Origin of the sequence: Aureibacter tunicatorum (assembly GCF_036492635.1) — a bacterium.
Taxonomy (GTDB): Bacteria; Bacteroidota; Bacteroidia; order Cytophagales; family Cyclobacteriaceae; genus Aureibacter; species Aureibacter tunicatorum.
The window spans coordinates 4,039,865-4,059,412 of the sequence record NZ_AP025305.1; the positions used below are offsets into that span (position 1 = coordinate 4,039,865).

24 protein-coding genes are annotated in these 19,548 nt (G+C 37.3%); 5 read left to right on the forward strand and 19 right to left on the reverse strand.

Annotated elements, in window-relative coordinates; genetic code table 11:
* Positions 1–4 precede the first annotated feature (4 nt).
* The 6 genes from AABK36_RS16930 to AABK36_RS16955 form a co-directional block, all read right to left on the reverse strand.
* A complete protein-coding gene (locus AABK36_RS16930; RefSeq protein WP_309940122.1) occupies positions 5–949 on the reverse strand; it encodes a pseudouridine synthase in 945 nt (314 codons plus the stop codon).
* Between the two features lie 111 nt (positions 950–1,060).
* Positions 1,061–1,624 (reverse strand): SMC-Scp complex subunit ScpB, encoded by a 564-nt coding sequence (gene scpB, locus AABK36_RS16935; protein ID WP_309940120.1) that lies wholly within the window; start codon positions 1,622–1,624, stop codon positions 1,061–1,063.
* Positions 1,625–1,641: 17 nt separating this feature from the next.
* Complete coding sequence (locus AABK36_RS16940) at positions 1,642–2,028, reverse strand: TraR/DksA family transcriptional regulator (RefSeq protein WP_309940118.1); 387 nt, start codon at positions 2,026–2,028, stop codon at positions 1,642–1,644.
* Between the two features lie 270 nt (positions 2,029–2,298).
* A complete protein-coding gene (locus tag AABK36_RS16945; RefSeq protein WP_309940117.1) occupies positions 2,299–2,874 on the reverse strand; it encodes an adenylate kinase in 576 nt (191 codons plus the stop codon).
* Positions 2,875–2,900: 26 nt separating this feature from the next.
* Complete coding sequence (gene hpt, locus AABK36_RS16950) at positions 2,901–3,428, reverse strand: hypoxanthine phosphoribosyltransferase (RefSeq protein WP_309940116.1); 528 nt, start codon at positions 3,426–3,428, stop codon at positions 2,901–2,903.
* Between the two features lie 104 nt (positions 3,429–3,532).
* Entirely contained in the window at positions 3,533–4,441 is a 909-nt protein-coding gene (locus AABK36_RS16955) for a M20/M25/M40 family metallo-hydrolase (protein WP_309940115.1), read from the reverse strand.
* Positions 4,442–4,579: 138 nt separating this feature from the next.
* Here AABK36_RS16955 and upp point away from each other — a divergent pair, with 138 nt between their 5' ends.
* The 3 genes from upp to AABK36_RS16970 all read left to right on the forward strand — a co-directional run bounded on the left by upp (position 4,580) and on the right by AABK36_RS16970 (position 6,925).
* Complete coding sequence (gene upp, locus AABK36_RS16960; RefSeq protein WP_309940114.1) at positions 4,580–5,239, forward strand: uracil phosphoribosyltransferase; 660 nt, start codon at positions 4,580–4,582, stop codon at positions 5,237–5,239.
* Between the two features lie 158 nt (positions 5,240–5,397).
* On the forward strand, positions 5,398–6,438 hold the full coding sequence (gene ribD, locus AABK36_RS16965) for a bifunctional diaminohydroxyphosphoribosylaminopyrimidine deaminase/5-amino-6-(5-phosphoribosylamino)uracil reductase RibD (RefSeq protein ID WP_309940113.1): 1,041 nt from the start codon (positions 5,398–5,400) through the stop codon (positions 6,436–6,438).
* 4 nt (positions 6,439–6,442) lie between these two features.
* Positions 6,443–6,925 carry a GAF domain-containing protein gene (locus tag AABK36_RS16970; RefSeq protein WP_309940111.1) on the forward strand — a complete coding sequence of 161 codons (483 nt, stop codon included), beginning with the start codon at positions 6,443–6,445 and terminating at the stop codon, positions 6,923–6,925.
* Position 6,926: 1 nt separating this feature from the next.
* Here AABK36_RS16970 and AABK36_RS16975 read toward each other — a convergent pair whose 3' ends face one another.
* From AABK36_RS16975 to AABK36_RS17020, 10 genes are all read right to left on the reverse strand, one after another.
* On the reverse strand, positions 6,927–7,562 hold the full coding sequence (locus AABK36_RS16975) for a MarC family protein (RefSeq protein ID WP_309940109.1): 636 nt from the start codon (positions 7,560–7,562) through the stop codon (positions 6,927–6,929).
* A gap of 71 nt (positions 7,563–7,633) precedes the next feature.
* Positions 7,634–8,368, reverse strand: coding sequence for a hypothetical protein (locus AABK36_RS16980; RefSeq protein WP_309940107.1), 735 nt, complete (start codon positions 8,366–8,368; stop codon positions 7,634–7,636).
* A gap of 121 nt (positions 8,369–8,489) precedes the next feature.
* Positions 8,490–9,101: an NADH:ubiquinone reductase (Na(+)-transporting) subunit E gene (gene nqrE / locus AABK36_RS16985; protein WP_309940105.1), complete on the reverse strand. Its 612-nt coding sequence runs from the start codon at positions 9,099–9,101 to the stop codon at positions 8,490–8,492.
* Between the two features lie 12 nt (positions 9,102–9,113).
* Complete coding sequence (locus AABK36_RS16990) at positions 9,114–9,797, reverse strand: NADH:ubiquinone reductase (Na(+)-transporting) subunit D (RefSeq protein ID WP_309940104.1); 684 nt, start codon at positions 9,795–9,797, stop codon at positions 9,114–9,116.
* Between the two features lie 44 nt (positions 9,798–9,841).
* Positions 9,842–10,576, reverse strand: a complete 735-nt coding sequence (gene nqrC / locus AABK36_RS16995; protein WP_309940103.1) for an NADH:ubiquinone reductase (Na(+)-transporting) subunit C — start codon at positions 10,574–10,576, stop codon at positions 9,842–9,844.
* A complete protein-coding gene (locus AABK36_RS17000; RefSeq protein ID WP_309940102.1) occupies positions 10,563–11,750 on the reverse strand; it encodes an NADH:ubiquinone reductase (Na(+)-transporting) subunit B in 1,188 nt (395 codons plus the stop codon). The genes nqrC and AABK36_RS17000 overlap by 14 nt, the downstream gene beginning before the upstream one ends.
* 8 nt (positions 11,751–11,758) lie before the next feature.
* Positions 11,759–13,120, reverse strand: a complete 1,362-nt coding sequence (locus AABK36_RS17005) for a Na(+)-translocating NADH-quinone reductase subunit A (protein ID WP_309940100.1) — start codon at positions 13,118–13,120, stop codon at positions 11,759–11,761.
* Positions 13,121–13,298: 178 nt separating this feature from the next.
* On the reverse strand, positions 13,299–14,183 hold the full coding sequence (locus AABK36_RS17010; protein ID WP_309940438.1) for a 4-hydroxy-3-methylbut-2-enyl diphosphate reductase: 885 nt from the start codon (positions 14,181–14,183) through the stop codon (positions 13,299–13,301).
* Between the two features lie 132 nt (positions 14,184–14,315).
* Positions 14,316–15,002 carry a (d)CMP kinase gene (gene cmk / locus AABK36_RS17015; RefSeq protein ID WP_309940098.1) on the reverse strand — a complete coding sequence of 229 codons (687 nt, stop codon included), beginning with the start codon at positions 15,000–15,002 and terminating at the stop codon, positions 14,316–14,318.
* Between the two features lie 48 nt (positions 15,003–15,050).
* Entirely contained in the window at positions 15,051–15,194 is a 144-nt protein-coding gene (locus AABK36_RS17020) for a hypothetical protein (protein ID WP_309940097.1), read from the reverse strand.
* Positions 15,195–15,398: 204 nt separating this feature from the next.
* Here AABK36_RS17020 and AABK36_RS17025 point away from each other — a divergent pair, with 204 nt between their 5' ends.
* Positions 15,399–15,770: a hypothetical protein gene (locus tag AABK36_RS17025; RefSeq protein ID WP_309940095.1), complete on the forward strand. Its 372-nt coding sequence runs from the start codon at positions 15,399–15,401 to the stop codon at positions 15,768–15,770.
* Positions 15,771–15,901: 131 nt separating this feature from the next.
* Entirely contained in the window at positions 15,902–17,797 is a 1,896-nt protein-coding gene (locus AABK36_RS17030; RefSeq protein WP_309940094.1) for an ABC-F family ATP-binding cassette domain-containing protein, read from the forward strand.
* A gap of 49 nt (positions 17,798–17,846) precedes the next feature.
* Here the strand turns inward: AABK36_RS17030 and AABK36_RS17035 are convergent, their stop codons facing one another.
* The 3 genes from AABK36_RS17035 to AABK36_RS17045 form a co-directional block, all read right to left on the reverse strand.
* Positions 17,847–18,413, reverse strand: a complete 567-nt coding sequence (locus AABK36_RS17035) for a hypothetical protein (protein ID WP_309940093.1) — start codon at positions 18,411–18,413, stop codon at positions 17,847–17,849.
* Between the two features lie 99 nt (positions 18,414–18,512).
* Complete coding sequence (locus tag AABK36_RS17040) at positions 18,513–18,890, reverse strand: hypothetical protein (RefSeq protein ID WP_309940092.1); 378 nt, start codon at positions 18,888–18,890, stop codon at positions 18,513–18,515.
* The gene (locus AABK36_RS17045; RefSeq protein WP_309940090.1) at positions 18,887–19,456 is read right to left on the reverse strand and encodes an RNA polymerase sigma factor; all 570 of its coding nucleotides are present in this window, start codon (positions 19,454–19,456) and stop codon (positions 18,887–18,889) included. Before AABK36_RS17045 ends, AABK36_RS17040 begins: the two co-directional genes overlap by 4 nt.
* Positions 19,457–19,548: the final 92 nt, after the last annotated feature.

Below are 19,548 nucleotides of genomic sequence, written 5' to 3' on the forward strand. Positions count from 1 at the left end.
TCTTTTATTTAAAGTATTTCAAATTAATAAGTTCTTTCTCACTCAAGTATCTCCATTTACCTCGTGGCAAATCCTTTTTAGTCAAACCAGCATATGTAACTCTATCCAGCTTCACTACCTCATAACCAAGATGTTCGAAAATTCTACGAACTATTCTATTACGCCCAATATGAATTTCCAAGCCTACTTGAAATCCATCTGTGGTAATCAAGCCAATATCATCCACTGGAGCCAAACCATCATCCAAAGTCACCCCTGATTCTATTTTATCAAAGTCTTCAGTTGTCAATGGCTTGTCGAGCTCGACATGATAAATCTTCTTAATATTATTTGAAGGATGCGCTAGCTTGCTCGCCAACTCTCCATCATTTGTCAACAACAATAATCCTGTTGTTTGTCTATCAAGCCTACCCACCGGGTAAATTCTTTCGTGGCAAGCCTTAGACACTAATTGCATTACTGTTTTTCGATTTTCAGGATCATCAGTGGTGGTGATAAAATCTTTTGGCTTATTCAACAATACATACACCTTCTTTTCTCTAGCCAATAATTCGCGTCCATACTCTACACGATCCTTAGGAGCTACTTTATAACCTAATTCAGTCACGACCTTGCCATTGACTTTGATTTCTCCAGCAGTGATCAACTTATCAGCTTCTCTTCTGGAGCAAATTCCCGCATTGGCAATGTACTTATTCAATCTTGTCTTATGATCTGTGGATGTATCTAAAGATGAGGATGACTTTTTCACATGCTTTGAAGACTCAATAGCTTTCATCTTCTTAAAGTCGTATTCGGGAATTCTAATATTTTCCTCTCCGCTATTTCTACTTTCTTTATTCGTTGCAGAAAACCTGGATTTTCTACCTCTGTTATTTCTAGTAGCCTTATTCCTCACCTCGCTCTCATTTGAGCTTCTGTGGTTCTTTTTAAAATTACGATTTCTCATAGTCAATTCAGTATCACTACTGTATTAAGTTTATTTCATTATGATGAAGAAGACAAGTTACACTTTATCCTCCGCACAATTTTCAAAACGCACAAAAATAAGAATTATTCCTTAAAGCTCCTGCTCCAAACCTATCTTATTATCAAGTTTTTCATTTTCCAAATGCGAAGGAAGGTCATTGATGCTTGCAAGCCCAAAATACTCCATAAAAAAATCACTTGTCCCATACAAAAGAGGACGTCCCAACAAATCCGATTTCCCTCGAATTTCTATCAAGCCTTTTTCCAATAACCTTTTAACAGCATAATCACTATTAACTCCACGAATCTTTTCCACTTCTCCTTTAGTGACTGGTTGCTTATATGCTATAATCGATAACGTTTCCAAAGCCGAAGCAGAAAGCTTTTTCTTGGATTGAACTTTGGTCAAGGTGTTTATGAAGTGCTTGTATGCAGGCTTGGTCTTAAAAATATAGCCTTCATTGATCTCATAAATCGAAAAAGCATAATCATCATCATTATACTTCTCCACTAAAAAATCAATACCTCCTTGAATCATGCTTTTCTCAATCATCACACCAGAGGCTTCTTCCAAACATTTTTGTATTTGAGTAATACTAAGAGGTGTTGAGGCGCAAAAAATAAGCGCCTCAATATATTTGTAATGCTGTTCCAATATAAATTTTGGTTCTTTTACCTTCTTTTCATCTTCGCTTCAACAGTCTGCATTGTATGAGGAACAGCTTTAAGTCTTTCTTTAGGAATCAACTCTCCTGTATCCTTGCAAACGCCATATGTTTTATTCTTAATTCTTACTAACGCGTTTTGAAGATTGGTTATAAATTTTTGCTGTCTGGCTGCGAGCTGGTTAAGGCTTTCTTTCTCTGCTGTATCCGCGCCATCTTCAAGCACTTTCACATTACCGTAGCTGCCATTAATATCTCCTAATGTGGATTTTGTCAATGAAGCTTTGATAAAGTCTACCTCCTTGCGAGCCTTTTCAATTTTTTCTCTGATAATAACCTCAAACTCTTTTAACTCCTCGTCCGAGTACCTTTTTTTTTCAATTGTATTTTCCATAACTCAATATTTTAAAGCCAAGACAATAACACTACAACGTAAAATTTCTTTACCTACATAACTGCTTTTTACTAGAAATATTGTCAGGAAGCATAAACATACACCTAATAAATACTTCTATTATTATAGGATGTCGGGTACTACTCAAAACGTGAGCAAGAAAAAAATAGTTGCCATGGAACTAATTTTCAAAGCAATTGTTCACAATAAAGGCAAAAAAAAAGTCAGATGAAACTCATCTGACTTATATATATACAGTATTGTACTTTTTTACTTAAAAGAATCGATCTTATCGCATATATTTTCGAATATACTATCAATGCTTCCAACACCATTAATTGGGTAGAATTTGTCTTGGTTTTTATAAAATTCGGCAACAGGAAGAGTTTCATTCTTATAGACAGAAATTCTATTGTTGATTTTATCAATGCTTTGATCATCAGCACGACCTGAATCCTTGCCTCTTTCCAAAATTCTATTTCTCAACTCATCATCCTCTACTTCCAAAGCAACCATTCCAGAAATAGGAGTATTTCTGCTTTCCAACAACTGATCCAAAGCTTCAGCTTGAGCTACCGTTCTCGGGAATCCATCAAAAATAAACCCTGCAACATCACCTGTCTCCTTGATTTTAACTTCAACCATACCGATAACAACCTCGTCAGGAACAAGATTCCCCTCATCCATATATTTCTGAGCCAACTTACCCAAATCAGTACCTTCGCTCAAATGCTTGCGAAACAAATCTCCAGTAGAAATATGCGTTAGGCTGTATTTAGATATGATTTTCTCTGATTGCGTACCCTTACCCGCTCCTGGAGGGCCAAATAAAACAATATTTAACATGATATATGATCTATTTATAAAAGAATTTATTCCGCTAATTGGTAAATATCCTTCAAGTTACGACCATAACCATCATAATCCAACCCATAGCCCAATACAAATTTATTTGGAATCTCAAATCCAACGTATTTCACATTGATTTCCTTTTTGTAAGCCTCTGGTTTCAATAAAGCCGACGCTACCTCAATAGAAGCAGGCCCCAACTCCTTGAACATTTCATACAACTTCACTATCGTATTGCCAGTATCCACAATATCCTCCACAAGAATCAAATGTCTGTTGAAAACATTTTCATTCAATCCTATATGCTCTTTCACACTACCCGTGCTGCTCATTTTCTCATAAGATGAGACTTTGATGAATGACACTTGCGGCAAAATATCCAACTCTCTCATCAAGTCTGCTGTGAACACAAACGAACCGTTTAATACAGAAATGAACAATGGATTTTTGTCTTGATAGTCTTTCGATATCATCTCGCCAAGCTCTTTCACTCGTTGAGCTATTTGCTCTTGGGAAATAAATACCTTAAAGTTCTTATCTAATACTTTCATGCTTTGATGATTAATTTCACCCTTTCTCAAAAGGAAGTGCAAATATAACGGATAACATTGAAGTTATAAAACATTAATAAACTCTTTATCTTGAAATATCCCCCTCAAAGCTCCTTCATGAGGACTTTATATATATCTATCATTGACTGAATGTCCGATTTTGCCACTTTCTCTTCAGGGCTATGGACATTTACTTCAGGGGCTCCTATAAAGCACCAATCAATAGGCAAATGAGACTTCTGCAATTCACTCCCATCACTGCCTCCCGATGACTCTACTTCTAACTGATATTTCACTCCTGAAGTTTTAGCAATATCAATAATTCTATCAATGTATTTTCTTCTTGGAATAAATCTATCTCGAACCGATATCGCTACTCCATCTCCAAAACCAACACCATCTGTAACCCATGTAATATCAGATATCAACGCTTGGCTAACACCTTCTTCCCTATACAAATAATCAGCTAACATGCCGGCAGATCCTCCACCATGCTCTTCATAACAGGTAAATACAATCGCTCCGTCCTCAAGGTCCTCAGCAACTTTCAAAGCATTGTAAACACCCAGCCTATTATCAAGATAACAGCACTGGACGGCATCTTCAGTTTCGACAAATTCATTTTTGAAAACCAAGGATGTCCCCGTCTCAATTCCTCTGGCAAAATTATACCTTAATGTATCATCTTGAGTCAATTCCAAAACACACTCAATAGGCCCCCATCTATCTTCTCCAACCAATTTATATCCATCCTTGACATCTGGGCCTCCGATGGGAATTAACTGATCCAAATACCTTACCATAAATCCAATAGAATCCATATGAGCATAAATTGCAGTTCTTGGCTTTCCAAATTTCAATATGAAACCATCCTGAAAACCATTTTCTATGATTTCAGGCTGAACCTTCCAGTCTTTGCTATTTTCAGCAATATATTTCAACAAGTACTCCTTTATTCTATACTCCTCCCCCGAAGGAGCGTGTATGGCACAAAGTTCTTTTAACAATTTCATTTTCAAAACTATTTTATGTAGTTCCCTATTATCTATAAAGATATCAATATCGGTGTGATATAAAAATATTATACCGATTTACGATCAGTCAAAATTGATCGTTATCTTTGACTTAATTTCAATTAAAGACCAAACACTGTGAAAGAACTTTTTATACTTAATCAACAACCCTCGATTGCTGACCAATTTTTAGCGGAATTGAGAGATGTACGCGTGCAACATGACAGTATGCGCTTCAGAAACAACTTACGCAGACTTGGACACTTGATAGCTTACGAGATCTCCAAAGAATTGGACTATACAGAAAAGACTATCAATACTCCATTAGCCCAAGCCAATGTAAAAACCCTCGAAAATCAACCTATACTTATGACCATCTTAAGAGCTGGACTTCCTTATTATGAAGGCTTCCGAGATGTTTTCGATAAGTCATACAGCGGATTCATAGGTGCTTATAGAAGAGCCAATGAGGAAGCTCCGGACGGGTTCGACATCTACTTGGGCTACAGCGCTTTTCCTGACATTACAGACAAGGAAATAATTGTCGTTGACCCAATGCTAGCCACAGGAGCTTCTTTATGCAAGTCTCTGAACAAAGTTTTGGAATTTGGAACGCCAAAAATGATTCATATATCAGCTACATTAGCAGCGCCAGAAGGTGTGGAATACTTAAAGAAGGAATTGAACGCTCCATTCAAATTATGGCTATGCGCTTTGGATGAAAAGCTAAATGAAAAAGCATATATATACCCTGGTCTAGGAGACGCAGGGGACTTAGCCTTCGGAGAAAAACTCTAATAAACCAATGCAATGCCTGCCTCGCATAAAAGCAGGCATTTCCTTTTACCCAAACACCCCAAGCCCCCTATACATATTCTATATTTTTTTATTAACTTGCCCAAGAAGAAGTCTAGTTTCTTGTAGCTTTTTCGCCTAAAAATACGCTATACCACAACATGCAAGATAAAGATACTAAATATATGAAAAGGGCCTTGGAGTTAGCTCAGCTAGGCCTAGGAACCACATCTCCCAATCCAATGGTTGGGTGCGTCATTGTCCATCAAGACAAAATCATAGGAGAAGGCTGGCATTTTCAATCCGGCAAACCTCATGCGGAAGTCAATGCAATTGCGTCAGTAAAAGACAAAAGTTTGCTTAAAGAATCAACTGCCTATGTAACTTTAGAGCCATGCAGCCACTATGGAAAAACTCCACCTTGCGCGGATTTATTAATTCAACATAAAGTCAAGAAAGTTGTCGTCGCAAATCTTGACACCAACCCTTTAGTATCCGGCAGAGGCATAAAAAAAATGAAAGATGCAGGAATCATTGTGGAGCACGGTATTTTAGATCAAGAAGCAAGACAATTAAATAAAAGATTTTTTTGTTTTCATGAAAATGAAAGACCATATATCATATTAAAATGGGCGCAAACTTACGATGGTTTTATTGCCCGAAAAAACTATGATTCAAAATGGATCAGCAATTCTCTTTCCAGAAAACTGGTTCACAAATGGAGATCCGAGGAAGACGCGATCATGGTTGCTACAAATACTGCCCATTACGACAATCCTTCATTGAATGTACGAACTTGGAATGGCAAAAACCCTACTCGCATAGTGCTTGACAAACATTTACGATTGCATCCGGAATTAACTCTATTCGATCAAAATCAAATGACTATTTGCTATAATCTTCATCAAGACCATAGCAAATCCATGCTCGAATTCGTTAAGGTTGATGAAAACAATTTGATTGATGATATTTTTAAAGATCTTCATTCAAGAAAAGTTCAATCAATAATCATAGAGGGAGGGGCCTTTTTATTGCAAAGCTTAATCGAAGAAGGCTTATGGGATGAAGCAAGAGTTTTTAAAAGTCCAGCCATGTTTGAGGATGGAATAAAAGCCCCTAACATACAAGGCTCAATTATAAGTCAAAGTCAGATCGACAATGATGAATTAAATATAATCTTAAACAAAAAATCTATAAACTAATAAAATGAGCGAAACATTACTGATCGACCAAAGTGCCAGTAAAAAAGAAAAATACGAGGCGCTTATTCCTCAAATCAAAGCACTAATTTCAACAGAAAGCGATATTACAGCAAACTTAGCCAATGTATCAGCAGCGCTTAAGGAAGCTATGAACTTTTTTTGGGTCGGCTTTTATATTGTCAAAAATGATGAATTGGTATTAGGACCTTTTCAGGGGCCTATTGCTTGCACAAGAATTAAAAAAGGAAAAGGCGTATGCGGTACAGCATGGCAAAATGCAGAAACAATACTTGTGCCTAATGTTGACCAATTTCCTGGACACATAGCATGCAGTAGCGCATCAAAATCTGAAATTGTAGTGCCTGTAATTAAATCTGGCAGTGTAGAAATGATATTGGATGTAGATAGCGATAAACTCAATGACTTCGACTCTAATGATCAAATTTATTTAGAAAAGCTTTGTGCTTATATTTCTGAAAAAATATAAATTATGAGTTTAATATTGGGAATAAGCCTTTCAAACCTTTAGCCAACATCACAAAAGCTATAGAAGTCAAAATTATTCCCATTATTCTTATCGTTATTTTCGCTCCTGCTTCGCCTAATACTTGATTCAAAGTTGAAGAAAAATATAAACTCAACCAAATTAGTGCTGTTATAACCAAACATATCAAACTAAGATAGCTTTTTTGTAATACGGACTCAAATTTGTGAGTTGCCACGATCAATGTGGTAATTGTGGCAGGACCAACGATCAAGGGCATTGAAATCGGCACTACAGCTATCGACGTTTTTGATTCCTTATCGCATTTCATGTTTTTTTCAGACTCGGTTCCGTGCATATCATTCCCTTTGCTTTGTAGCATTGACAATCCCAACAACATAAGCATCAAGCCCCCTGCTGACTCAAAAGCAGGCAAATCTATTCCAAAAAATCCAAGAAGTTTTTCTCCCGTCCAAATTGAAATCAACATAATCACAAATACCGCGATAGATGTTACCTTGGCGATATGACGTGAATCCTTAAGGCTATAATCTTTAGTCATTGAAGCAAATATCGCTATGTTTCCAATAGGATTAGTTATTGTCAACAAGCCAATAGCAAAAGTAGCTAATTCATCCATATTTATTGTTTTGTAGCTTAACTACCCAATAATAAAACTTGTTAGCTGTGTTATTGCTTTTTATCAATTATCTATTCAATCACTTCTGGCTCTTCCCAAAAAAGGTCGCTGTAAATAGCATAAACTACACTCATAAAAAATGGAGAAAGGAACACCAATAGTAGCGGCAAAGAGGTACTAAGAATTAAAGTAAGAAAAAAGTATATAAGCATTATCCCAAGAAATGAAAACCAATGCTTGGTAATCAACTTGCGGCTTACTTCCAGCGATCTAAGCACTGAAGCATTGCCTGACACCAATATAGCCGGAGCAATCATAAACGCAACCCCAAAATAAATTCCTGGAAAAATAAGAATAGCGCCTAGCATAACAACTAAGTAGTATAGAATATTAAGCAATAGCATCTGCAAACCATACTTTTTCATTCCTTGAAAGAAATCCACATAACTTATGAAAGATTTGCCTTTGTCAGCCAGCCTAATCCCATAATATATTCCTGCGGAAAAAGGCGATGTTATCAACAATTGCAAAATCAAATATTTGAAAACGACTTTTATAACTTTCACATCATCTGGACTAAGTTCACTCTTAGACAAATTTGCTATGTCTTCCACATTCAACCCATCCTTCACCAAATAGTAAGTCGCCACACTCACTAATAATATTTGAAGAGAAGTGAAAGCTACAAGCGCCAGCAGGTTGCTTTTGAACAAATTAAAGCCATGCTTGACATATTTATTAAAATCAAAATGATAGCCTTCATTCGTCAAACCTGAAACCCTATTTTCAAATTCTATTTTTTCCATATTTTCCATTGAGCAAAAATAGCACTATTTAAATCAAATTCACTATAAGCAAAAATTTGAGGCAAATAAAAAAGCCGAATATGCAAGCATATCCGGCTTTCCAAAATCTATAATCAAGGAATTACAATGAGATACCCAACATTCCCATGAATGCCAATCCCATCAATCCTGTGATAATCATAGTAATACCTAATCCTTTCAATCCATCAGGCACATTTGAATACTTCATTCTCTCACGGATAGCCGCCAATGCAATAATAGCTAGCAACCAACCAATACCAGAAGAAAATCCATACACTGTAGATTCAGCCAATGTGTACTCTCTTTGAACCATGAATAGAGAAGAACCTAAGATAGCACAGTTTACAGCGATCAATGGCAAGAATATACCTAATGATCCATACAAAGATGGAGAGAATTTCTCAATGATCATCTCCACCAACTGCACCATCGAAGCGATAACAGCAATAAACATGATAAACTGCAAGAAACTCAAATCAACCGTCTTGAAACTAGGACTCATCCATGCCAAAGCACCTTCTTTCAAAATGTACTCCTGAATCATCCAGTTTACAGGCACTGTAATCGTAAGTACGAATACTACAGCGATACCCAAACCAGTTGCAGTAGATACTTTCTTAGATACAGCCAAGTATGAACACATACCCAAGAAATAAGCAAACACCATATTGTCGATAAAAATCGACTTTATACCTAAGTTAATTAAATCCATTTTTATTCAATATTAATGTTCTACGTAACCAGTTTTCGATCTCTGCACCCAGATGATAAGCCCTAGGATGATAAATGCACCCACTGAAGTCACCATCAAACCATTTGTAGGGAAGTTCTCCAATCCAATAGCTTCAAAAACTTTGAATCCAAACAAAGAACCACTACCAAACAACTCTCTAAAGAAAGCAACTACTAGAATTACCCAAGCGTAACCCAAACCACTACCGATACCATCAAGGACAGAGTCAGTAGGCTTGTTACCCATAGCAAAAGCTTCCAAACGTCCCATCACAATACAGTTCGTAATAATCAAACCTACGAATACAGAAAGCAACTTGGACACATCGTACAAATAAGCTTTAAGCACCTGGTCTACCAAAATCACCAATGTTGCGATAACCGCAAGCTGAACGATAATTCTGATACTGGAAGGGATCAAATTACGGATGATTGAAACGATCAAGTTTGCAAAGATAATTACAAACATTACCGCTACTGACATTACAAATGTCGGCTTAAGCTGCGATGTCACCGCCAAAGCAGAACAAATACCCAATACCTGAATAGTAATCGGGTTATCATCATTCAACGGGTCGCTGATGAACTTCTTTCTTCTCTTTGAGAAAAGAGGCTCGCTAGCCTTCTTAACAGGAGGATTAGCTTCAGTTACCGGATTTTTATTTTCTTCACTCATTATTTTAATATTTTCTTTATCTCAATGATGAATAATACAAAGGCCTACTTCTTGTTCTTTTTGATATATGGCAAGTAGTAGCTCATGTAGTTGTAAAGCATATCATTAACACCATTAGCTGTCAATGTCGCTCCAGACATACCATCCACTTTATGAGAACCAAGCTCAGCTTCTGGATGACCTTCTCCTTTTACCATTTGCACAGAAATCAACTTGCCATTCTGATCAAAAAGCAAACGATTCTTGTAACGCTCCTGAACCTCTTCTTCAGTGATTCTAGCTCCTAGACCAGGAGTTTCACCTGCGTGATCAAAAACAATACCTTCGATAGTATTCCAATCAGGATTGATCGCAATATAACCCCAGATATTATTCCAAAGACCGTTACCGTAAATAGGCAAAATATACGCTTCTACTTTATTAGGGTCTCCATCCGCTACGAATTTGAATACTGGAAATATTCTTTCATCCGCTTTTTTCTTGAACTCTTTTTTAATGTTCACATTTTCTGCGATCACAGGATCTCCACCTTTAGTTTCAGACACTTCGTTACCTTGAGCATCAACTACCAAAGAAACAATTCTGTTATTGTAAATCTCGGTAACATTTTCTGTTCCTGACAAAGTCATCACCGATTTCAAGATAGACTTTTTAGTGTCAAGTTCAACCTGAATCTTTTGCATAGGCTTCAATGCCACAGCAGCAAGAGACAACAATCCACCCACAACAACTGTCATGGCAATGGAAAAGATAATAATGTATGAATTAGACTGTCGCACGACGTAACCTCCTATTTTTATTAGCTTGAACAACGTAATGATCAATTAATGGCGCAAATACGTTCATTAGTAAGATGGCCAACATGATACCTTCAGGGTATGCAGGGTTAACTACACGTATGATAACTGTCAATATTCCTATCAACGCACCATAAATCCACTTGCCTAGTTCAGTATGAGCAGCAGTTACAGGGTCTGTAGCCATAAAAACAATACCGAAAGCCAATCCACCGATCACCAATTGATATTCAGCAGGCATAGCCATGTAAGGATTCAATGATAAAGCATTAAACAACAATCCCATTCCGTAAGCGCCAGCAAAAGCGGAAAGAATAATTTTCCAGCTTCCAACACCTGTCAAGATCAACAATGCAGCACCAATCAAACACATCAAAGTAGATGTCTCGCCAATTGATCCCGGCAAGTATCCCATGAATAAGTCTACGAATGCGCTACCTTTAATAAAGGATGCATTTTGAATCGCGTCAACTACTGACTCTCCAGCAGGAGTAGACTGCGCTATAGCCAAAGGCGTTGCTCCAGTGTACCCTTCTAAAGGAGTAGCATTTCCGAAATAAGTCCAAACTTCACCTGAGATATCTGTAGGGTATGCAAAGTACAAGAACGCTCTAGCAGTCAAAGCTACGTTCAAGATATTCATACCTGTACCACCAAATACTTCTTTACCAATCAATACAGCGAAAATCGTAGCCAAAGCCACCTGCCATAAAGGAATCGTCACCGGCATAATCAAAGGAATCAACATTCCTGTCACCAAGAAACCTTCATTGATCGGGTGTTTTCTCACTATAGAAAAAACAAATTCAACACCTAGACCTGCCGCATATGCAACTACAACAATAGGCAATACATGAATCGCTCCTAACAAAAACTGCTCGCCGAAAGTAGCAGCTTCTCCTGTCGCTAGAAAGTGTTGGTATCCAACATTCCACATTCCAAACAACAAGCATGGAATCATCGCTACGATTACCGTAGTCATCAAACGCTTCAAATCAATAGCATCTCTAATGTGAGCGCCTTTGTTTGGAGTAGTATGATTTGGAGCAAACAAGAACGTCTCTATCGCCTCAAAAGGATAGTAGTACTTCTCTAACTTACCTCCCTTTTCAAAATGAGGTTTTACTTTATCTAGTCCTTCTCTTAAAAACTTCATATCTATAATTAGCTATATTGCAATAGGTCTAAACCTTCTCTTAAGATTGCTTGTACTTTATGCTTTGACACATCCACAAATTCGCAAAGTGCCAAATCTTCCTCAATCACCTCGTAAATTCCCAAGGCTTCCATATTCTCAAAATCTTGAGCCATTACTGCCTTTAAAAGATATGTAGGCAAGACATCCATTGGCACTACTCTTTCAAGAACACCAGACTGAACAAACGCTCTTTCTTCTCCGCGAATATTAGTATTCAACCTGAACTCTTTATGAGGATTCACAAAAGAAAGCAAACCTAAAGCCTTGTGGAAGCTAAGCTTGTTTGTAGTAGGCAAAGCCCAACCAAACAATTCATACTCGTCACCTTCAGGAATTACTGCAACACTATTGTCATAAAATCCGATAAATCCATCTTTTTCGATTCTTGAACCTGTCAATGGAGAACCGGAAACGCATCTTACATGCTCTTCTAATAAATTATCCTTAAGGAAATTTTTGATACAAGCTCCGCTGTATGTTTTGTAATACTGGGCAGTTTTCACTTCAGATCCAGCTACAGCAACAACTTTACTAGCATCGTATTTTCCTTCCAAGAATACTTTCCCAATCTGAACCAATCCATAAGGAGAGATTGTCCAAACCACTTCATCCTTATTCACAGGCTTGACATTGTGGATTTGAACACCTACATTCCCAGCAGGGTGAGGTCCTTGGAAGCTGTATTTTTCAACACCGCTCACATCGGAAAACAATTGGCTGGCTTTCTTGCCATTCAATCCTAAATAAACTTTACCACTAGTGAATTTGGAAATCACATCGATACCCGCTTGAAGATATTTCTTGTCATCCTTAAGGATAAAGTCGATATCCGCCGCAAGTGGGTTGCTGTCGAATCCAGATATGAAAATATCTCTAGCCGTATCCGATGGTTTTGCCACCACACCATAAGGTCTTTGGATGATATGAGGCCATGCGCCACTTTTCAATAATTGCTCTTGAAGCTGTTCTCTTGAAGCTTTTCCTAGCTCTGATGATGAGTAAGCGTTGAATGTCTCATACTGAATTTCTTTGTCAGCCAAGATCTTAATTTCTTCAACTCTTCTTTTTAACCCTCTTTTGATCTCAACAACTTCTCCACTAACAGGCGCAGTGTAAAGAACTTGCTCATTTTTCTTATCAAAAAGTATAGGCGTTCCTGCTTTAACTGTTTCCCCTTCCTTCACGGTGACTTTAGGCCTTTGAATGCCTACAAAGTCGAGAGGTTTCAGCGCAAAAACCTCAGGCTGAGCAACTGAAGCTACTTTTTGTTCAGCAACTCCCTTCAACCTGATATCAAATCCTCTTTTTAACTTTATGGTTTTTGACATGTTATTAATTTATCAATTGATTCATAGGTGATTAAATCGGTGCAAAAATAATAAAAATCAATGGAATTAAAACGCCACTGAAACATATATGTCGATTGTATTTAATCTATTTTGAATTATGGTCTTAGTTTCCTCATTTTTCATTGAATCTCAATAAAAAAGAAGCAAGATTTCATTACTATAGGTTTTCGCAATATTTCGCTACTCGCTTCATCAACCACATTGGCGTCGATGTAGCTCCGCAAATACCCACAGATTTTTTGCCTTCAAACCAAGAAATATCGATTTCGTCCTCATTTTCTATAAAATAGCTTGACTCATTAACGCTTTTGCAAACACCATACAAAGCTTTGCCATTCGAGCTTTTTTTCCCGCTAACAAACAAAATCATATCATGTACTTGGGCGAATTTATTCAACTGAGGCTCTCTATTTGACACCTGACGGCAAATACTGTCATTTGCGTCAAAGTCCAAAACTTCAAGATTTTCTATTCCCTTGGCGGTTTTTATTCTTTGTTCTATAGCCTCTTTTATAGCATAAAAGCCTTTTGTGCTTTTAGTCGTTTGGCTGTAAAGGGTCACCGGTCGATTAAAATCGATTTGACCTAAATCCTCTTCTGTGGTCACTATGATAGAACTGTTCTTTGTCTGGCCTGTCAACCCAATAACTTCGGCATGGCCTTTTTTGCCATAAATAACGATCTGACCATCGTTTTTCTCCATTTTATCATAGGAGTTTTTAACACGGTTTTGCAGCTTCAAAACCACCGGACAAGAAGCGTCAATTAATTCGATGTTATTCTCTATAGCTAGCTTATACGTTTCTGGAGGCTCTCCATGAGCTCTGATCAAGACCTTGCAGTCTCTCAACTCTTTCAAGCTTTCTCGATCTATTACTCTTAAACCTTTGGCATGAAGGCGTTTGACTTCCATATCGTTATGAACGATATCGCCTAAGCAATACAACTCTTGTCCTGAAGCTTCCATTTCATCTTCAGCCATCTGTATGGCAAACTCCACCCCAAAACAATAGCCTGAATTCGCGTCAATTTCTACAGCCAGTTCCATCTTATCGTGTGTAATTTTATCGCTTTGCTTTCACGTTCTTTTTTCAAAAAAGTCAACAAAGCGAATTAATTAAATATCTATTGCAATATAGGACATTTTAGAATTCTACAGGCAAAAAAAGTCACATTATAATTCATTAATCTTGGCAAAAGCCAAATCAACAATTCTTTTGACCTGATCTTCAAAATTCAACGAGGTAGTATCCAATGCAATAGCATCGTCGGCTTTTCTCAGTGGACTTTGCTTTCTAGTCGTATCCAAGTGATCCCTTTTCTTAAAATTCTCAATAATCTCGTCAAGATTTGCAGCCTCTCCCTGCTCAAGCAATTCCTTTTGTCTTCGCTCTGCTCTTACCTTAACATCGGTAGTCATAAAAACTTTTAACTCAGCATCAGGAAATACCACTGTGCCAATATCCCTGCCATCCATGACGATTCCTTTGCTCTTCGCCATTTTTCGTTGCTGGCTGACCATAGCGTTTCTGACTTCCACAATAGCGCTCACCTCGCTGACTTGATCAGAAACATACATCTTTCGTATCTCGTCCTCCACATTCAAGCCATTAAGGTAAGTTTCATTCCTACCTTTCTTATCATTGTATTTGAAAGATATCTCGATTTTACGCAAAGCTTCATTCACATGCTTTGAGTCAGTTATTGAAATATGATTTTCAACAAAATACAAAGTAACCGCTCTGTACATGGCTCCTGTGTCAATATAACCATAGTTTAATTGCGCGGCTACAGCTTTAGCCGTGGAACTCTTCCCGCAACCTGAAAAGCCGTCAATGGCGATAACAATTTTCTTATTCATCACTAAAAAATATTTTCTTAATCTACAACAAGTGGAACCGCTTTAAAGTTAGCAGTCTTTAACAGGACAAGGCAACTCCCTTTGATGTTTAGGCGGTTTTTTCCTTTTCATTTTCTTAGGATAAGAATTGTTGTTGCAAGCCCCCAAAGTCATTACGACAATGCCCAACATGGCTATTATACTTCTCTTCATCAATACGCTACTTTTATTACCAATAAGTCAAAGATAAAAAAAACACAGCTTTTTGCCCATTCATTATTAAAATGCTTCGCCAAGTCTTTGATTGTTTGAAGCGACAAACGATGTATTAAATTGTAAAAACAAAACAAATTAGCCTCAAAAAGAGTATAAAAACCATAAGAATAACAGCGTTTTACAACCTAAATAGCAAAACTCATGACAGATTACAAACCTGGAGACGCCGAAAAATTTTTATGTGGATTGGGTAAAAAAATCGACACTTGGGTCGCCAATGCCAAAGAAAAAGAGTCAGGAGTCAAAGACAACCTCAATCAAAGCATTGAGGAACTTAAACGAAATAAGGAGACGATTGAAAACGAATACAATCGCCTGAAAAAAGAGTACAAAGACGGAGAGATCGAAGAAAAAATGAAAGACTCTCTCAATGACCTTAAAGATGTCGCTGACAAAATAAGAAAAAGGTTTTTCGAAAACGAAAACGGCCAATCCCAGCCAAGCAAAGACACCAATGTCGCAGGCCTATCATCAGGAGAATATCCTTTGGGAGGACCGCCTGAGCAAGGTTAAAAAATTCTAACCAAATACAAGCAAGCCGGAACCATGATTCCGGCTTTTTTATTCAACACTTCATGATATTTTTTGCCAGAGGCTTCTAAATTGATAAATTTGCCTCATTAGCTACATTTAATGTATAGTATATGAATTTCCTTTCTGTCGAAACGCTAACCAAAAGCTTTGGAGAACGATCTTTATTTGAAAATATAAGTTTTGGTGTAGGCCAAGGCCAAAAAGTGGCTTTGGTGGGCGTCAATGGTTGTGGCAAGTCCACTCTTCTTAAAATCATAGCTGGCGAGGACACTCCCGACTCGGGTGTAGTTGCATTTCGCAAGGGCATCAAAGTGTCTCACCTTTCCCAGAATCCTAGTTTTAATGAAGATGACAAAATCATTAACGCCATATTTGACAGCAACAATGAAACTTTGAAATTAATCAAAGAGTATGAACTGTGTCTAACCAAGAGTGCCTATGATGAATCCGCTCAAGAAAAATTAACAGAGTTGATGTCGCAAATGGATGATAAGCAAGCTTGGGATTATGAAAGCCAAATCAAACAAATACTCGGAGAATTAGGGCTTTATGATTTGGAGCAATCAATTAGCCAGCTTTCTGGCGGTCAAAGAAAACGTGTGGCATTAGCCAAAGCCTTGATTGAAAAGCCTGACTTTATGATCATGGATGAGCCAACCAACCACTTGGATCTGGATTCAATAGAATGGCTTGAGAATTATCTTGCTACTGCTCAACTATCATTAATACTTGTAACTCACGACAGGTATTTCTTGGAAAAAGTCACAAATGAGATCATCGAAATTGATCAAGGAGGATTGCACGTCTACAAAGGAAATTATAGTTATTTCCTAGAAAAAAAAGCCGAAAGACAAGAGCAAGAAGCTACAGAAATCAGCAAAGCCAAGAACTTGATGAAAAAAGAGCTTGAGTGGATGCGAAGACAACCAAAAGCAAGAGGAACAAAAGCCAAATACCGAGTTGATGCTTTTGGAGATCTTAAAAAGAAAGCATCTAAAAAGATTGTCGAACAAAATGTTGAGTTGAGTGTGAAAACGCAAAGGCTGGGTGGCAAAATCTTGGAGATCGACAAGCTAAACAAAGCTTATGACGGTATCTCTTTTATCAAAGATTTCAGTTACATATTCAAGAAAAAAGACAGAATAGGTATCATAGGCAAAAATGGTGTAGGAAAATCAACATTCTTAAATACACTGACTGGTGAAATTACTCCTGATAGTGGAGAAATAGAGAAAGGAGTGAACACAGTCTTTGGTTATTATACTCAAACTGAACTTCAATTTAAAGAGGACCAAAGAGTAATCGACATTGTGAAAGAAGTAGCGGAAGTCATACACATGGCTGATGGATCTACGATTACAGCATCGTCGCTACTTACTATGTTCAACTTTCCACCAGACACTCAATACAGCGTTGTATCCAAATTAAGCGGTGGAGAGAAAAGAAGACTCCAACTATTAAGAGTTTTGATGCTCAACCCTAACTTCCTGATTCTGGATGAGCCTACCAATGATTTAGACTTGATCACACTAAATACTTTGGAAGACTTTCTTTTCAATTTTTCCGGGTGCCTATTGATTGTAAGCCATGATCGTTACTTTATGGACAGGTTAGTGGATCATTCATTTATATTTGAAGGAGAAGGAATAATCAAAGACTTCCCAGGCAATTATTCAGACTACAGAGAGTGGAAGCTAGAGGAAGATGCTCGCAAAGAAGCAGAACAAAAGGAATTAGCTCAACGCAAGAGCGAAGAAGCCAAGCAAAAAACTTTAGAAAAACCAAAAGAAAAAAAGAAGCTCTCATTCAAAGAGCAAAAAGAGTATGAAACTCTAGAGCAGGATATCGAAAACCTTGAAATAGAAAAAGAGGAATTATTGGAGAAAATGAATTCTGGCATCACTGACCATCAAGAGCTTGCTGAAATAGCTCAACGAATTGAAACTGTAGACCATGAGCTAGATTCAAAAACAGAAAGATGGATTGAACTATCTGAATATGTATAAAAATAAACGACTCTGTTTGTCAATCTAAATAACAAGCAGAGTCGTTTTGCTAAAAGCCAAATACAAGATCAATCGTTAAGCCGTGCACAAAGTGGCCATCATTCACATCCACACCCGGCGAATATGTAAAGCCAGTGCTCCAATGATCATCAAGGGCATACGCCAATCCTGATTGCAAAACAATAGCAACACCTAGATCTCTTTCCTCATGAACGCCCACTCCTGAATCAGGCGACCTCCCTGCCTGCACTCCGGGCAAATCCGAAACCATATCCTCTTCAATAGCAAAAGTAGAACCTACGCCAAAGAACGTTCCGAACCTGCTATGCCTGAAAGGCAATTCTCTTACGACAACCGCTGCGTAATGATGTCCTGTAACTTCGGCTGTCGCTTGAACTTTCGTCAATTCCGCAAAATACACTGAACCTGTGAATTCAAAATGCTTTCCATCATTATACGACACCTCCAACTCATATTTATTGTGGTGGTCATGAGACTGGTCAATAATTGTCGAATAATCATCGACACTTCTTTCCACATAACTTTGCGCTTGAGCTTGCAAGCTTATAAACAACAATCCCATCACCTTCATGGCTTTCAAAATCGTGGTATTCATCCCCTCTAGTCAGTTAATGTTATAGTTAAATTTTAACAAATATTAACATCAAAGATAAGCTAGCGCATAGCTCCAAAGGCATGAATTAAATCAAGCAATTCAACGACTTTTATCAGATATTTTTAGGCTTATTTTATCCAATAACAACAATAAACCAATGCCAAAACATGCTATAAATGAAAAGTTAATAAATGAACTAAAGCCTTTTATCCCACTAACAACATTATTAACAAAAGAAAGGTCAAACTTATGCAATACTCCAAAATGCATCAAAACAACAGTCAATACAAAAAACGAGATCAAAAACATGACAATACTTATTTTCTCCCACTTATTAAAAGCACCTGATTCAGTTGATTCAAGATGTTCAATCCTGCCCATCACATCAAAGGTAAAGGAATCACTTAAATCAGGCATATCATTTTCAAACCCTTCTTTGATTATTCGATCAATATCTTTCTCATCTAACTCTCTCATAACAAAGATTTTATTTCATGTTTTAAACTCTGAAGCATAGAAGCTTTAAGCTTTGCTCTGGATCTATGTATCTTAACTTTAATATTATTTTCTGGCTTTCCAGTAATCTCTGAGATTTCCTTCAATGACATCTCTTTGAAATAATATAATTCCATTAAAACTTTTTCTTCTGGAGCTAGCAAACTCAAAGCTTTATTCAAGTATTGCTTTTGCTCTTCATGGCATAAATTCATATAACCTTCAGGCTCCACACTTTCTGCCATTTGATTCGTTTCCAAAGCCTCAAAGCTCTTTCTTTTTATCTTATCAAGCCGCGTCAATGAAGTATTATACGCTATTCTATACAGCCAAGTGCTAAATTGGCTATCTCCTTTAAATTTCCCTAAACTACGATAAGCTTTCACAAAGACATCTTGAGCACATTCTTCAGCTTCCTCATTGCTCCCAAGAATACGAAAACACAATCGGTAAACCATCTGCTTATGTCTATTGACCAAATAAGCAAAGAGCTGTCTATCTCCTGATTTGACTTTTTCAACGATATATGCGTCTTCTAACTTTTCCATTGTCACTTTGACTAGGGCCAAGATGAATTGGTTACAGTTTAAAAATAAAATAAAAAAAGAAAAAAATTATTTTTTCATGTAACCGAATCAAT

Excerpts from the sequence above, each read along its gene's own strand:
- AABK36_RS16930 (WP_309940122.1), bottom strand. The coding sequence starts at position 949 with ATGAGAAATCGTAATTTTAAAAAGAACCACAGAAGCTCAAATGAGAGC.
- AABK36_RS16940 (WP_309940118.1), bottom strand. The coding sequence starts at position 2,028 with ATGGAAAATACAATTGAAAAAAAAAGGTACTCGGACGAGGAGTTAAAA.
- AABK36_RS16945 (WP_309940117.1), bottom strand. The coding sequence starts at position 2,874 with ATGTTAAATATTGTTTTATTTGGCCCTCCAGGAGCGGGTAAGGGTACG.
- hpt (WP_309940116.1), bottom strand. The coding sequence starts at position 3,428 with ATGAAAGTATTAGATAAGAACTTTAAGGTATTTATTTCCCAAGAGCAA.
- AABK36_RS16955 (WP_309940115.1), bottom strand. The coding sequence starts at position 4,441 with ATGAAATTGTTAAAAGAACTTTGTGCCATACACGCTCCTTCGGGGGAG.
- ribD (WP_309940113.1), top strand. The coding sequence starts at position 5,398 with ATGCAAGATAAAGATACTAAATATATGAAAAGGGCCTTGGAGTTAGCT.
- AABK36_RS16970 (WP_309940111.1), top strand. The coding sequence starts at position 6,443 with ATGAGCGAAACATTACTGATCGACCAAAGTGCCAGTAAAAAAGAAAAA.
- AABK36_RS16975 (WP_309940109.1), bottom strand. The coding sequence starts at position 7,562 with ATGGATGAATTAGCTACTTTTGCTATTGGCTTGTTGACAATAACTAAT.
- AABK36_RS16980 (WP_309940107.1), bottom strand. The coding sequence starts at position 8,368 with ATGGAAAAAATAGAATTTGAAAATAGGGTTTCAGGTTTGACGAATGAA.
- nqrE (WP_309940105.1), bottom strand. The coding sequence starts at position 9,101 with ATGGATTTAATTAACTTAGGTATAAAGTCGATTTTTATCGACAATATG.
- AABK36_RS16990 (WP_309940104.1), bottom strand. The coding sequence starts at position 9,797 with ATGAGTGAAGAAAATAAAAATCCGGTAACTGAAGCTAATCCTCCTGTT.
- AABK36_RS17000 (WP_309940102.1), bottom strand. The coding sequence starts at position 11,750 with ATGAAGTTTTTAAGAGAAGGACTAGATAAAGTAAAACCTCATTTTGAA.
- AABK36_RS17005 (WP_309940100.1), bottom strand. The coding sequence starts at position 13,120 with ATGTCAAAAACCATAAAGTTAAAAAGAGGATTTGATATCAGGTTGAAG.
- cmk (WP_309940098.1), bottom strand. The coding sequence starts at position 15,002 with ATGAATAAGAAAATTGTTATCGCCATTGACGGCTTTTCAGGTTGCGGG.
- AABK36_RS17020 (WP_309940097.1), bottom strand. The coding sequence starts at position 15,194 with ATGAAGAGAAGTATAATAGCCATGTTGGGCATTGTCGTAATGACTTTG.
- AABK36_RS17025 (WP_309940095.1), top strand. The coding sequence starts at position 15,399 with ATGACAGATTACAAACCTGGAGACGCCGAAAAATTTTTATGTGGATTG.
- AABK36_RS17030 (WP_309940094.1), top strand. The coding sequence starts at position 15,902 with ATGAATTTCCTTTCTGTCGAAACGCTAACCAAAAGCTTTGGAGAACGA.
- AABK36_RS17035 (WP_309940093.1), bottom strand. The coding sequence starts at position 18,413 with ATGAATACCACGATTTTGAAAGCCATGAAGGTGATGGGATTGTTGTTT.
- AABK36_RS17040 (WP_309940092.1), bottom strand. The coding sequence starts at position 18,890 with ATGAGAGAGTTAGATGAGAAAGATATTGATCGAATAATCAAAGAAGGG.
- AABK36_RS17045 (WP_309940090.1), bottom strand. The coding sequence starts at position 19,456 with ATGGAAAAGTTAGAAGACGCATATATCGTTGAAAAAGTCAAATCAGGA.